General features: G+C 57.2%; 12 protein-coding genes. 5 read left to right on the top strand and 7 right to left on the bottom strand.

Annotation, left to right across the window (positions count from 1 at the left end):
* The first annotated feature begins 93 nt into the window (after positions 1-93).
* Together ahpC and ahpF are read left to right on the top strand one after the other, a co-directional pair.
* On the top strand, positions 94-657 hold the full coding sequence (gene ahpC / locus ACM6IV_RS09280) for an alkyl hydroperoxide reductase subunit C (protein ID WP_003224621.1): 564 nt from the start codon (positions 94-96) through the stop codon (positions 655-657).
* A 124-nt stretch (positions 658-781) separates the two neighbouring features.
* Positions 782-2,344 carry an alkyl hydroperoxide reductase subunit F gene (gene ahpF / locus ACM6IV_RS09275; protein ID WP_414869701.1) on the top strand — a complete coding sequence of 521 codons (1,563 nt, stop codon included), beginning with the start codon at positions 782-784 and terminating at the stop codon, positions 2,342-2,344.
* Positions 2,345-2,595: 251 nt separating this feature from the next.
* Here ahpF and gloA read toward each other — a convergent pair whose 3' ends face one another.
* Positions 2,596-3,117: a lactoylglutathione lyase gene (gene gloA / locus ACM6IV_RS09270; RefSeq protein ID WP_007963339.1), complete on the bottom strand. Its 522-nt coding sequence runs from the start codon at positions 3,115-3,117 to the stop codon at positions 2,596-2,598.
* Positions 3,118-3,256: 139 nt separating this feature from the next.
* On the opposite strand from gloA, the gene ACM6IV_RS09265 reads away from it, so the two are divergent.
* Entirely contained in the window at positions 3,257-3,775 is a 519-nt protein-coding gene (locus tag ACM6IV_RS09265) for a DUF4946 domain-containing protein (RefSeq protein WP_414869700.1), read from the top strand.
* 218 nt (positions 3,776-3,993) lie between these two features.
* On the opposite strand, the gene ACM6IV_RS09260 is transcribed toward ACM6IV_RS09265, so the two are convergent.
* The 3 genes from ACM6IV_RS09260 to ACM6IV_RS09250 form a co-directional block, all read right to left on the bottom strand.
* Positions 3,994-4,359, bottom strand: a complete 366-nt coding sequence (locus tag ACM6IV_RS09260) for a histone-like nucleoid-structuring protein, MvaT/MvaU family (protein ID WP_414869699.1) — start codon at positions 4,357-4,359, stop codon at positions 3,994-3,996.
* 233 nt (positions 4,360-4,592) lie between these two features.
* Positions 4,593-6,128 (bottom strand): EAL domain-containing protein, encoded by a 1,536-nt coding sequence (locus ACM6IV_RS09255; protein ID WP_414869698.1) that lies wholly within the window; start codon positions 6,126-6,128, stop codon positions 4,593-4,595.
* A 117-nt stretch (positions 6,129-6,245) separates the two neighbouring features.
* Positions 6,246-7,115: a LysR family transcriptional regulator gene (locus ACM6IV_RS09250; RefSeq protein WP_414869697.1), complete on the bottom strand. Its 870-nt coding sequence runs from the start codon at positions 7,113-7,115 to the stop codon at positions 6,246-6,248.
* A 78-nt stretch (positions 7,116-7,193) separates the two neighbouring features.
* Between ACM6IV_RS09250 and ACM6IV_RS09245 the strand changes: the two genes are divergently transcribed.
* Together ACM6IV_RS09245 and hppD are read left to right on the top strand one after the other, a co-directional pair.
* Entirely contained in the window at positions 7,194-8,141 is a 948-nt protein-coding gene (locus ACM6IV_RS09245; protein WP_414869696.1) for a DMT family transporter, read from the top strand.
* A 245-nt stretch (positions 8,142-8,386) separates the two neighbouring features.
* Positions 8,387-9,463, top strand: coding sequence for a 4-hydroxyphenylpyruvate dioxygenase (hppD, locus tag ACM6IV_RS09240; protein ID WP_093431113.1), 1,077 nt, complete (start codon positions 8,387-8,389; stop codon positions 9,461-9,463).
* 127 nt (positions 9,464-9,590) lie between these two features.
* Here the strand turns inward: hppD and rarD are convergent, their stop codons facing one another.
* The 3 genes from rarD to ACM6IV_RS09225 form a co-directional block, all read right to left on the bottom strand.
* On the bottom strand, positions 9,591-10,472 hold the full coding sequence (gene rarD, locus ACM6IV_RS09235; RefSeq protein WP_414869695.1) for an EamA family transporter RarD: 882 nt from the start codon (positions 10,470-10,472) through the stop codon (positions 9,591-9,593).
* A 138-nt stretch (positions 10,473-10,610) separates the two neighbouring features.
* Complete coding sequence (locus ACM6IV_RS09230) at positions 10,611-12,728, bottom strand: acyltransferase family protein (RefSeq protein ID WP_414869694.1); 2,118 nt, start codon at positions 12,726-12,728, stop codon at positions 10,611-10,613.
* Between the two features lie 112 nt (positions 12,729-12,840).
* Positions 12,841-13,854, bottom strand: coding sequence for an aldo/keto reductase (locus ACM6IV_RS09225; RefSeq protein ID WP_414869693.1), 1,014 nt, complete (start codon positions 13,852-13,854; stop codon positions 12,841-12,843).
* Between the last annotated feature and the right edge of the window lie 358 nt (positions 13,855-14,212).

Here is a 14,212-nt window from a genome sequence, read left to right as displayed (position 1 = left end):
AATCAGCAGCATCAGGTTTGCCAATGAGCCATCCGTCGAGTGAGTGGGTAGGATTCACCCATCAACTTCATAACCCCTGACGGAGAGTCATCGATGCCTATCATCAACAGCCAAGTAAAACCGTTCAAAGCTACCGCGTTCAAAAACGGCGACTTCGTTCAAGTCTCGGACGCTGACCTGAAAGGCAAATGGTCGGTCGTGTTCTTCTACCCAGCCGACTTCACCTTCGTTTGCCCGACCGAGCTGGAAGACCTCGCTGACAACTACGCTGCTTTCCAGAAACTGGGCGTAGAAATCTATAGCGTTTCCACCGACACCCACTTTGCCCACGCTGCCTGGCACAACACTTCGCCAGCCATCGGCAAAATCGAATACACCATGATCGGTGACCCGACCCACGTCATCTCGCGCAACTTCGACGTGCTGATCGAAGAAGCAGGTCTGGCTGACCGTGGCACCTTCGTGATCAACCCTGAAGGCCAGATCAAAATCGTTGAACTGAACGATGGCGGCGTTGGCCGTGACGCTTCCGAGCTGCTGCGCAAGATCAAGGCTGCTCAGTACGTTGCTGCTCACCCAGGCGAAGTTTGCCCGGCCAAGTGGAAAGAAGGCGAGGCCACTCTGGCGCCGTCCCTGGACCTGGTCGGCAAGATCTAAGTCTGTGACACGCAACGCAGGGCGGTACGCCGCACCTTCTTAAGTACGCTGCACCGCCCCATAAAAATGCCCGGGCGAGATTCGCTCGGGCTTTTTTTCGCCTCAAATAAAGGAAATCGCCCGTATGTTGGACGCCAATCTTAAAGCCCAGTTGAAATCGTACCTGGAACGGGTCACCCAGCCGATCGAGATCGTAGCCTCCCTCGACGACGGTGCGAAATCCCGTGAAATGCTGGAACTGCTGAAAGACGTTGCCAGTCTTTCGAGCCAAATTACGTTGATCGACAGCGGTGACGATGCACGCAAGCCATCGTTCTCGATCAATCGCCCGGGCGCCGACATCAGTCTGCGTTTTGCTGGTATCCCGATGGGCCACGAGTTCACTTCGCTGGTGCTGGCCCTGCTGCAAGTCGGCGGCCACCCATCGAAGGCCAGTGTTGAAGTGATCGAGCAGATCCGCTCGCTCAAAGGTCAGTTCAGCTTCGAGACTTACTTCTCGCTGTCCTGCCAGAACTGCCCGGACGTGGTCCAGGCGCTGAACCTGATGGCCGTGCTCAACCCGAACATCCGCCACGTCGCCATCGACGGCGCGCTGTTCCAGGACGAAGTCAACGATCGCAAGATCATGGCGGTGCCGAGCATCTACCTCAACGGGGAAAACTTCGGTCAGGGCCGCATGGGCCTGGAAGAGATCCTCGCCAAGCTCGACACCGGCGCGATTGAGCGTCAGGCCGAGAAAATCAGTGCCAAGGAAGCCTTCGACGTGCTGGTTGTCGGCGGTGGCCCGGCCGGTGCTTCGGCAGCGATTTACGCTGCGCGTAAAGGCATCCGCACCGGTGTTGCGGCTGAGCGCTTCGGCGGTCAGGTCCTCGACACCATGGCCATCGAGAACTTCATTTCCGTACAGGAAACCGAAGGGTCGAAACTGGCCACGGCGCTGGAAGAACACGTCAAACAGTACGACGTCGACATCATGAACCTGCAGCGTGCCGACAAGCTGATCCCGGGCAAAAACGGCGAGTTGCACGAAGTCCGTTTCGCCAGCGGCGCGACCCTCAAAGCCAAGAGCGTGATTCTGGCGACCGGCGCGCGCTGGCGTGAAATGAACGTGCCGGGCGAGCAGGAATACCGCAACAAAGGCGTGGCGTACTGCCCGCACTGCGACGGTCCTCTGTTCAAAGGCAAGCGTGTCGCCGTGATCGGTGGCGGTAACTCCGGTGTGGAAGCCGCCATCGACCTGGCCGGTATCGTGTCACACGTGACCCTGCTGGAATTCGATGTACAACTGCGCGCCGACGCCGTATTGCAGCGCAAACTGCACAGCCTGCCGAACGTCACCGTGATCACCAGTGCGCAAACTACGGAAGTCACCGGTAATGGCGAGAAGGTCAACGGTCTGCGTTACAAGGATCGCAACACTGATGAGTTGCGCACTGTCGAGCTGGAAGGGATCTTTGTGCAGATCGGTTTGCTGCCAAACACCGACTGGCTCAAGGGCACCATCGAGCTGTCGCCCCGTGGCGAGATCATCGTCGACAACCGGGGTGAAACGTCGATCCCGGGCATCTTCGCTGCTGGCGACGTAACGACTGTGCCGTACAAGCAGATCGTGATTGCGGTGGGTGAGGGCGCCAAGGCTTCGCTGAGTGCGTTTGATCACCTGATCCGTACTTCGGCGCCGGCGTAAGCGTCAGGCCAGAAATAAAAAACCCGTGAGCGATCACGGGTTTTTTATGCGTGTGAAACGCTGCCCCTCACCCCAGCCCTCTCCCGAAGGAGAGGGAGCCGACCGAGGTGTCCGAAGTGGGGTGTCGATCTGTAAGAGCTAATCGATTATGGATTCAGCGCCATTCGTTCAAGTCGGCGTACTTCTCCAATATCCCCCAATCAGTTCCCTCTCCCTCCGGGAGAGGGTTAGGGTGAGGGGCTTTTCAGCTTTTACAGCGGCGCAGGCTGAATGATCTCGACCCAGTAACCGTCCGGATCCTTGATAAACGCCAGGCTCTTCATGCGGCCATCGGTCAGGCGCTTCTGGAAGTCGCAACCCAGCTCTTCGAAGCGTGCACAGGCCGCGACGATATCTGGTACCGAAATGCAGATATGACCAAAACCACGCGGATCGGTATTGCCGTTGTGGTAGGCGAAATCCGCGTCGTTTTCAGTGCCGTGGTTATGAGTCAACTCAAGGATGCCTGGAATCGACTTCATCCACTCGGTGCGAGCCGCTGCGTCAGCCGGAATCTGCGCTTTATCGACCAGTGCGAGAAAGTACAGGCTGAACTCGGCTTCCGGGAAGTCACGCTTCTCGACCAGCGAGAACCCTAGCACGCGGGTGTAGAAATCCAGGGATTTAGTGATGTCCTTGACGCGCAGCATGGTGTGGTTGAAGACGAAGTTTCGGGTTGCGCTGTCTGGCGTGGCGGTGACGCCGGGGAAAGTGTTGAGTTCGTGCAGGCTCATGGGCCCTCCAATAACTATGGGCGAGTGAATGGACGCAATGATACGCATGCCTGCCAGCATCGCCAAATGAAAGGGCAGGCTTGCCCTGCGTGCGAGCGAGCCTCAGACTTTACGGCTCAATCTGCGAGTGCGTCCGGCAATGATCCGACTGTTCAAATCCCTGTTTGTTGTTTCTGCTTTGTCGCTTGTGGCGGTCTGCGCGGTTGCGGATGAACCGAGCATTACCTGGCCGGCCGGTTGGAAAGTCGAGGCGCTGCCAGAGGCGACTGCGCAGGTTTCCCGTCAGCGTGCCGTCAAGAATGACGCCGATGGCAATCAGGTGATGGTCATGGAGTTGACCATGACTCATGTCGAGGCGGGGCACCAGGTCAATTTGCAGGGGGTGCTGCTGGAGATGCGCAAGTCGATCCAGAAGGACTTCTTCCAGGGCGGCTATCAGAGTGTCTGCAACAAAGTGCATCCGGCCACGCTGGGTACTTTATCGGCATTGGAAACCACTTGCACGATCACTGAAAACGGTCGACATGTGTTGTCGCAAACCTTGGTGGCGGCGGTCGACGCGGACAAGGCTTATGTTCTTTCCTACGCCGGACAGGCGGAGGTTTATAAGGCAAGCGCAGACGAGATAGTGGCGGTGAGAAACAGCTTGAAACTTTAAGTCGCTGTACTCTTCACACACGCGTTAGATACCCGAATGGATTAAGCACAAAGTTTAACATTTGCCCTTGTCGCAACATTGCGCAGCAAAATGTTTAGCCATCTGGCTCATCAACGTTACAGAAAATTCGCAACTTGTTCGATGAAAATCATTTCATTTGTTAGATATTGTCAATAAAAAAGCCCTGCGTTATGCAGGGCTTTGTTTTTGGCGTGAGATTAACCGCGCAACCAGGAATCAACGGTGGCTGCACCGTACTGTTCCTTCCAGGCTTTCAGGCCACGGTGGTTGCCGCCTTTGGTTTCGATGAGTTCACCAGTGTGCGGGTTCTGGTAAACCTTGACCACGCGAGCGCGGCGGGTTTTAGGTGCTGCAGTGGCCTGCAGGCCGGATTTTGCCGGGTTCGGATCGAGAATGGCGATGATGTCTTTCAGGCCTTTGCCGTAGTGTTTCATCAGCCCCTGGAGCTTTTCTTCGAATTCGATTTCTTTCTTGAGCCCGGCATCGTTCTTCAGCGATTCCAGCTGCTTGAGCTGTTCCTGAAGGGCCTTTTCAGCTGCACGAAATTCAGCGAGTCTGGACAATATCTTTACTCCAATAGTGTGTTCGGCTGATACCAACCGCAAACAAAGCTATAAGCCAAGAGCCTTGAAGCGACTCGGTGATAAATGGCTCACCTGCCAATCTGCTCAGGTTGAAAAAATTGTAGTAGTTAATGCGCCAAGAGTAAATCCTGATGTTGTCTTCATGTAACAACAGCGGTCTTTTGTATCAATTTGGTGCGCCTGGTCGGTACGTTCGTCTTAAACCGGCTTAGTTAATCGTGAGTTAATGCGCTGATGAAATCCGCGGCCGGCATCGGTTTGCCGAACAGGTAGCCTTGCAGGAAGTTGACGTTATGTGCGGTCAGATAATCGGCTTGCGCCTGCGTCTCGACACCTTCGGCAACAATACCCAAATCAAGCTTGGCCGACAGTTCGATAATGGTATCGAGAATGTGGCGGGACAGTGCATCGATGCCGATCATCGCGACGAAGCTCTGATCGATCTTGAGGAAGTCCACATTGAATTTGCGCAAGTAACCGAGGCTCGAGTGGCCGGTACCGAAGTCATCAATCGCGATCTTCACGCCCAGCCCGTGCAATTGCTCGAACAGTTGGCGGGTGATGTCGGTGGGTTCGATCAGTTCGCGCTCGGTCAGCTCCAGCACCAGGTTGATGCTGTCGGGGGCGAACGCGGCGAGAAACGTTTGACAATCTTCTACCAGTTCCAGGTCCTTGCAATGGCTCGCCGTAATATTGATGCCGATATGAAACGGTGCGGTGAACGTTGCTGACAGCGGCCCCAACAGCGCCGCGGTCTGTTGCATCAGGGCGCGGGTCATCGGCACGATCAGGCCAGAATGCTCGGCGAACGGAATAAACAGATCGGGGCGCACCAGCCCTTCTTTGGGGTGCCTCCAGCGCATCAACACTTCAGCCCCCGACCATTTCTTGCTGTCACCGTGCACCACGGGCTGGAAATACGGAATGAACTCGCCGGCTTCCAACGCTCGGAGCATCTCGTGGCTCGGTGAAGTAGAGCGCTTTTGCAAGACGTGGCCAATGGCACCCGAGACCACGCCAAAAAAGATCAACAGACTGAACAGCGGCGGATATTCATCGGCCATGTAGCGCCAGATTTCACCTTCGGGAAAACCTGCAGAGACCCTGAACGCATAACGCGAAGAGTCCAGCGTGTGTTGCGCTATAGGCAACGCAGGCAGGGCGCTAGTGTGTACTTTGCCATCGGCCGACAGCCAGTTATCGCCGACTTGCAGCACCAGCAACATGTGTCGACCGATCAGACGCAACATATTGCTTAGATGGTAACCGTCCAGTGTGGTCAGGGCGCCACCGCGACCTTCGCTGAGCCGATAGACCAACAGGGCGGTGTTGGGTGTGACCGGGTTGCCATTCATCAACCACAACTTGCCCTGGTTGTAATCGCCGGCGTTGACGGCTTCCTTGAAGTCGCCAAACAGCGAGCTGCAATAGAGATTGTCGTCCCACACCAGATTGGTCGAGCGCACAAACGGACGACGGGTTACTTGTTCGCGCAGGGCGAGTTTGACGTTTTCGCAGGTCTGACCGGCCAGGGGCAGCAATTCATGGGCCGCTTGGGCGGTGTTGTCGAGCATCAATTCGAACTGGCGCAGGGCTTCTTCTGCGGTCTGTCGTGAACCTTGTTCCAGCGTGCGTTCGGCCTGCACGTAAAGAATGACGCCACCCAGCAGCACCGGAAGCAGGCCGCTGAGCAGTGTGACGACGAGGCGGGTGCTGCGTTTGCGGCGGGGTCTGACGGTTAACGGCATGGGCGCATCCTGTCGCGTTGGAATGGGGCTCTCGACTGCAGGCCGCTTAACGGCGCGCCGCTGAAAAAACATCAGCCAGAAGGGAGGATAGATGGCAGAAGGTGCTTGCGCCGCTCATCAGTGCTGCATCCGCGTTGCCAGTTCGATAAAAGCCAGAGCAGCGGGCGACGCCTGGCGCTGATCGAGCACGGCGAGCCCGACCTGACGCTGCACAGCGGGCAACAACGGCTTTTTCACGTAGCGCGGCGTTGCTTCATCCGGCAAAGACCCTTCGGCGACAATCGTGATGCCATCGCCACGGCTGACCGTGTCGAGGGTGCTGAGCAGTTGCGAGCAGCGATAGCGGATATTCGGTTGCAGGCGCGCGGCCATGAACAGCCGCGACACCAGCTCCGAAGAACCCGCCTCGGTGAGCACGAACGGGGCGTCGCACAAGTCGTTGAGGCTCAACGCTGGTCGGGCTGCCAGTGGATGACCCACAGGGAGCAGGGCAACCATCTGGTCTTCGATCAGGGCAAATGTGTCGAAACGTTCTTCGGGCAGCACCACAAAACCGACGTCGATCCGCCGCTCTTCCAGCCATTGCGTCACTTGTCGATCCGGCCCTTCATCGATGTGCACTTCGATGCCCGGATGCGCTTCTCGATAACGCCGCAGAATCTTGGGCAACAGCTTGATCGACGAGGTGGGCCCGAACGAGCCAATGCGCAACGTTCCGCTTTTCATGCCGCGCGCATCGGCGGCTTCCTGGCGCAGGGTGTTGGCCAGACCTAGCATGGCGCGGGCGCGCAGCAACAGTTGCTCGCCGATGTCGCTGAGTTCCACGCTTGCCTGATGTCGACGCAGCAACTCCACACCCAGTTCCTGCTCCAGCGACTTCATCGCATGGGATACCGCCGACTGCGAAATCCCCAGTCGATGGGCGGCGAGGGTAAAGCCGCGCAGTTCGGCGACCAGCGAGAAGATCTCCAGTTGCGTGAGGGTCATGAGTGTTTGCTCATTTTACGATGATGGGGAATGAGGGGAATGATACGACATTCTTCAAGTTCTCAGGTCAGGAGCATCATGCGCAACGTCGAACATCTGCATACAACACCCTCGGACATTCCGGTCTACCTGACATTGGCGGCGGTCACCATGGTCTGGGGCGGGACGTTTGTGGCCGGACGGTTTCTGGCCGGCAGCCTTAACCCGATTTTCGCGGCCAGCCTGCGTTTCCTGCTGGCCAGTGTGGCGTTGCTCGGCTTCTTGTGGCTGGCACGCATCCCTCTGGCGCGGCCGACGCCACGGCAGTGGCTGCAACTGGCGCTGCTGGGGTTCTGCGGGATTTTCTTCTACAACCTGTGCTTCTTTTATGGTCTGCAATACATCAACGCGTCGCGGGCTTCGTTGATTGTCGCGCTGAATCCGGCAGTGATTGGCCTGGCTTCGTGGTGGCTGTTCAAGGAACGTCTGGGGCGGGCGAAAACCGCCGGCATCGCCACTTGCATTGTTGGCGCCGGGCTGGTGATCGTCAGTCGCAATCCGCAATTACTCGCCGCAACACCTGATGCATGGATCGGTGACCTGTTGATCCTCGGTTGCGTGCTGGGCTGGGGCGTTTACTCGCTGTTTTCCCGAGAACTGAACCAGACGCTGGGGCCGGTGCAGACGGTGACCTTTTCGATCCTGATAGGCACGCTGATGTTGTGGACCCTGGCGGCAGTACGCGGCGAACTGGGCTGGCAAGCGCTGAATGATCTGGGGCTGGCGCAATGGCTGAGCCTGATCTACCTCGGGGTTTTCGGTTCGGCGCTGGCCTACATCGGCTATTACCACGGCATCCGCAAAATCGGTGCGACGCGCAGCGGCGTGTTTATCGCCCTCAACCCGTTGACGGCGGTGGTCCTCGGTGCGTTGCTGCTCGGTGAGCAACTGACGCCGGCCATGTACCTCGGTGGCGGGTTGATCCTGAGCGGCATTTACCTGTGCAACAAAGCCCTTGCGCCGGCCGCCAAAAAGCGGATTTTATAGGGAGGGCAGACAAGCCTATTTACGCTGTGTAGAATCGGGTTACGCATACAATAATAATCGTCTTCTGGCAGCAGAAGCCTCGCCCGCAAGAGCCTTGGGTCGACAATGAAGATATTCGGGTTTCAACTGATCTATGGTGACTTCCTCGCCCGCAGTGTGCGTGGCATCTCCTGTGCGCCACCCACCGTCCTCGCATGACTGACAAATAACCCTGGTTAATTGATAAGAAATGATGAGGCGCCACCATGGCAGATTTATACGAAAACCCAATGGGCCTGATGGGCTTTGAATTCATCGAGCTCGCATCCCCGGTGCCGGGCACGCTGGAGCCGATCTTCGAGATCATGGGCTTCACCAAAGTCGCGACCCACCGCTCCAAGAATGTGCACCTGTACCGTCAGGGCGCGATCAACCTGATCCTCAACAACGAACCGAACAGCGTGGCGTCGTATTTCGCCGCCGAACACGGCCCGTCCGTGTGCGGCATGGCGTTCCGCGTCAAGGATTCGCAGAAAGCCTACAACCGCGCGCTGGAACTCGGCGCTCAGCCGATCCACATCGAAACCGGTCCGATGGAGCTGAACCTGCCGGCGATCAAAGGCATTGGCGGCGCGCCGCTGTACCTGATCGACCGTTTCGGCGAAGGCAGTTCGATCTATGACATCGACTTCGTGTTCCTCGAAGGCGTCGATCGCAACCCGGTCGGTGCCGGCCTGAAGATCATCGATCACCTGACGCACAACGTGTATCGCGGTCGCATGGCCTACTGGGCGAACTTCTACGAGAAGCTGTTCAACTTCCGCGAGATCCGTTACTTCGACATCAAGGGCGAATACACCGGCCTGACCTCGAAAGCGATGACCGCACCGGACGGCATGATCCGCATCCCGTTGAACGAAGAGTCGTCCAAAGGCGCGGGGCAGATCGAAGAGTTCCTGATGCAGTTTAACGGCGAGGGCATCCAGCATGTGGCGTTCCTCACCGACGACCTGATCAAGACCTGGGATCAGTTGAAGAAGATCGGCATGCGCTTCATGACCGCGCCGCCGGATACTTACTACGAAATGCTTGAAGGTCGTCTGCCGAACCACGGCGAGCCGGTTGATCAACTGCAATCGCGCGGCATCCTGCTCGACGGTGCCTCGGAGCAGGGCGACAAGCGCCTGCTGCTGCAGATCTTCTCGGAAACCCTGATGGGCCCGGTGTTCTTCGAGTTCATCCAGCGCAAAGGCGATGATGGTTTCGGCGAGGGCAACTTCAAGGCATTGTTCGAGTCGATCGAGCGCGATCAGGTGCGTCGTGGTGTACTCGCTACCGAGTAATCCGTTACACCGATAGACACTGTAGGAGTGAGCCTGCTCGCGATAGCGTTTTCAGATCCGGCAATGCTGGTGACTGAATGAACGCAATCGCGAGCAGGCTCACTCCTGCATTTTTTTTGTGTTTGGCTTAAGGGCGACGTTGGCGCGTCAGGTGTTTGAAACCTTCGAAGACCAGCACCACAACCGCCAGCCAGATCGGAATATACGTCAGCCACTCCCCGGACTTGATGCTCTCACCGAGCAGCAACGCCACGCCGAGCAACAGCACCGGCTCCACATAACTCAGCAAGCCGAACAGGCTGAACGGCAGCAAACGGCTGGCAATGATGTACACGACCAGCGCCGACGCACTGATCAAACCGAGCAACGGAATCAGCCACATCAACCCCGGGTACTGATCAAACACGCCAAAGCCTTGCTCGCCACCCTGCACAAACCAGTAGGCGACCGGCAACATCAACGTCATGTCGACCCACAAACCGCCGAGGTTGTCGGTCTTCAGGTATTTGCGCAGCACGAAGTACAGCGGATAGCCGACCACGACCACCAGCGTCGCCCAGGAAAATCCGCCGACCTGGTACAACTCGTTCAACACCCCCAGGATGGCGAAGAACACCGCGATCTTTTGCAGGTACGACAGGCTCTCGCCGTAGGCAATCCGCCCGGTCAGCACCATCGCCAATGGCAGCAGGAAGTAACCCAGCGACACGTCGAGGCTGTAGCCGTTGAGCGGCGCCCACATGAACAGCCACAGTTGCACGCCGAGCAGGGCAGAGGAGACGAGCAGTCCCGCGATCAGTTTCGGCTGTGCCGCCATCAACCGAACCAGCTCCAGCACTCGCCGCCATTCACCGGACACCAGCATGAAAACAGTCATGCACGGCACCGTCAGGAGCATCCGCCAGCCAAAGATCTCCACGCCGCTCAACGGTGTGAGCAACGAAGTGTAGTAATACATGACGGCAAACAGCACCGAGGCCGAAACCGATAAAGCGATACCTTTAGACAAACTGTCCTCGCGGGTGGGTGGTCAAACGGGGCGCGAAGGATACGTGGTTTTTGTGCTGAATATTGGGCAGATGCTCAATATTTCCCACATCCACGCCTATCTAACGCCAGCACAAGCGTAGTCAGTGTGAGTGAAATATTACTGACCCGCCTTCAACGGATTACCGAAGCGCTTGAGGTACATCTCGCCAAACTTGTAAGAAGCGTAATCGGTGACGTGACCAATATCACGATAGACCGGCAGGCCATCGACGGTGGTCATGCACGTGTCGTCTTTGCATTGCACGATCTTCGGGTCAATGACGATCAAGCCGGGATATTCGGCCTTGAGGTCATTGAAGAGTTTTTCCAGTATCGGCTCTTTAGTGCCTGACCATGGCGCGGTGGCGCAGAGGCTGCTTTGCTCGGCGCTGCCCATCAATCCGCGCAATTTGACTTGTTGCAGCAGGCAGGTGTTGATCCCCGGCGGCATGGGCAGCGTGTTTTCCAGAAAGACCGGCGTCGCACCGGATTCGACAATGAGATCCAGCGCCTTGCGGATCGCTGTGCCGAGGCGTTGTTGTGACAGTGCCGGGCTGCGAGGGTCGTCCGGTTTGGTGACGATGTCATCGTCGAGATAGGCCTCCCAGAACTGACCCACGATCACATACTTGAAATGTTGCTTCGCGATCATGTCGTAATAGCGTTGAGCGGCGTTGTGGCATTTTTGATACAGCCCGTTTGTGTATTTACGCTCGTCATAGAGGTAGATTTCGGGCAAGGCCAGGCATGCCGGATAACCCTGTGTGAGGACGGCAAGATCGGCATCCCTGGCCAGTGTTTCGACAAAGCCCCAGTAGTGATTCGAAAACGAATCGCCCATCAGCAATATTTGCGGGGCACCCTGCGCGGCACCTGATATGCAGCCAGGATCGGCGCCATCGCTGACCCCCAGGCATCCCTCGCGAGCGGCCGGAACAGACGCTTTCAAACCATTGAACACCTTGTTGTAGCCTTCGTTGAAGCGAGCCGGCCAGCCCTCTTGCCTGACGCTGGCAGCGTGCAACAGCGACAGCCCGATAGCAGGCAGGATCATCAACACGATCAGGGTTTTGGCAAAGCCGAGTCGGGCCTTTCGAAACCTGTTTTCGACCAGCACATAGCAGAGCCAGGCCGCGATGAAGGTGGATACGAAGTAAACGATCGTCATCGGCGGGGTGAGTGCGACGCCCATGTACGTCATCACCGCCAGAATCGGCCAGTGCCACAAGTACAATGAGTACGAAAGCGTGCCGATAAACACCAAAGGTTTGAACGCCAGCAGTTTCGAGGTGATGCTCGCATCGCCAATCCCCTTAAACAGCAACGCTGCAGTGGCGAGGCAAATGGCAATCGCAGAGAAATGCGGAAAGCCCGGCAAGATATCGTCCCGGGTCGCGCAATAAATGATTGTCGCCAGCGAAAGGGCACAGACCAGTGTGGCGTTCAGGCGATTGAGTCTGAATTTTTCCGAGCTGAAGATGACCGCACAGGAGCCGATCATCAATTCGAAAATTCGCGCGGTGAAGAAGTAGTAATTTTTTTCCGGAACGGCGTGAGACAGGTACAGCGCGAGTCCCATTGCGGCCAGGGTCAGGCCGAGCACCGCCGCTTTGAAAATGCTCTTCGTCAGGTAGCGGTTGAGCAGCCAGAGCCCCAGCGGCAGGGCCAGATACCACTGCCACTCGATAGCCAGCGACCAGGTGTGCAACAGCGGCAGAATGGCTGCATCCGGCGTGGCGTAACCCGTAGTCACTTTGGAAAAATACTGGTTGGAGATGATTAACGAGGTGTACTTTTCGCTTTTGAGGAAGTCGACATAGTCATCCGGCAAGTACAGCAGCGTCGTGACAATCAGGGTCGCGATCAGCAACGCGATCACGGCCGGCTGCAAGCGCCAGATGCGACGCGTATAGAACCCCGAAAAAGTGAATGTGCCGTTGTTCAGCGATTTCATGATGATCGCGGTCGTCAAATAACCCGAGATCACGAAGAAAATATCGACGCCAATAAACCCGGAGGGGAAAAACGCCAGCCCACCATGGAAAATCAACACCAGCAACACCGCAATTGCGCGCAGCCCGTCGATATCCGCACGGTATTCAATTGATGGTTTACGATCCCCGGCAGCGGCGGTCGCTAACGCTGAAGGAGACTCGCGCAGTTGATTATCGGCAAACAATTTGAACAGCCGCTCGCGCAAAGGCTTCCTGGATTCCTCAACGGGGCGGTTGAGCATTTATCAGTCCCTGTTATGTCGGCGCGATCAATCCACTCATTCCGTTTGATCGCGCTTGATTCAATGAAAAAACAGCCGATTGTATCGGCTGTTGAGGAGCGATGGAAAACTCTTACACCTGATGCGGTTTACGCCCCGGTACGAAATGTCGCATATCGTTGAACCCCGGCGTCGATGCGTGCCCCGGTGTCACCAGCGAATCGATAAACGCCTCGTCTTCTGCGTTGATCTTCACCGCCAGCGCCTTGATATACGCATCCCATTGCGTTTCCGTGCGCGGCCCGACAATCGCCGAGGTCACGGCACTGTTGTTCAACACCCAGGCAATCGCAAATTCCACCATGCCGACGCCGCGCTGCTCGGTGTACTGCTGAATCTGCTGAGCAATGCGCAGCGACTCGACGCGCCATTCGGTTTCCAGAATGCGTCTGTCCTGACGCCCGGCGCGGCTGTTGGCGTCTGGTGTGACATCCGGCGCGTACTTGCCGCTGAGCACGCCACGGGCCAGCGGGCTATAAGGCACCACACCGAGACCGTAGGTTTGCGCGGCGGTGATCTGCTCGGTCTCGGCCTGACGGTTGACGATGTTATACAGCGGCTGGCTGATCACCGGGCGATCAACGCCGAGTTTATCGGCGATGCGAATCACCTCGGCAATCCGCCAGCCGCGATAGTTCGACAAGCCCCAGTAGCGAATCTTGCCCTGACGGATCAGATCGCCAATCGCCGACACGCTGACTTCCAGCGGTGTGTTGTGGTCTTCGCGGTGCAGGTAATAGATGTCGAGATAGTCGGTGCCCAGGCGGGTCAGGCTGGCATCGATGCCGTTGAAAATGTGTTTGCGGCTCAGACCGCTACGGTTCGGCACGCCGTCCTCCGGGCCAAACCCGACCTTGGTCGCCAGCACCCACTCATGCCGATGACGGGCAATCGCTTCACCGACGATCTCTTCGGAACGGCCGTCGGTGTAGACGTCGGCGGTGTCAATGAAGTTGATCCCCTGATCCCAGGCCTTGTCGATGATGCGCAGCGAATCTTCTGCGCTGGTCTGCTCGCCAAACATCATCGTGCCAAGGGTGAGGGTAGACACCTGCAACCCCGAATGCCCGAGTGTGCGATAGCTCATGCCGAAATCCTTTTGTCGGTGGGAAAGCGCTAATCAAATACCAGAAGCGAGCGACTCGGCAAAGTGATTTATTGGCTCAACACAGCTCTCACCCTAACCCTCTCCCAGAGGGAGAGGGGACCGACCGCGGTGTTTGAGCGAGGTACGCCGACGTGCAATACCGAGTCGAACTCAGGTCTTGAAAAGCACAAAAATCGGTAACCTTCTCCCGAGTCGAACTCAGGTCTTGAAAAGCACCAAAATCGGCTCCCTTCTCCCGACTCGAACTCAAGTCTTGAAAAGCACGGCAATCGGCTCCCTTTCCCCCTCGCCCCCCTGGGGGAGAGGGCTGGGGTGAGGGGGGAAAGATCTCCAGGAC

Source organism: Pseudomonas sp. IT-347P, assembly GCF_949768005.1.
GTDB lineage: Bacteria > Pseudomonadota > Gammaproteobacteria > Pseudomonadales > Pseudomonadaceae > Aquipseudomonas.
The sequence above is the reverse complement of the archived record's forward strand: the minus strand, read 5'-3'. Positions and strand labels throughout refer to the sequence as shown.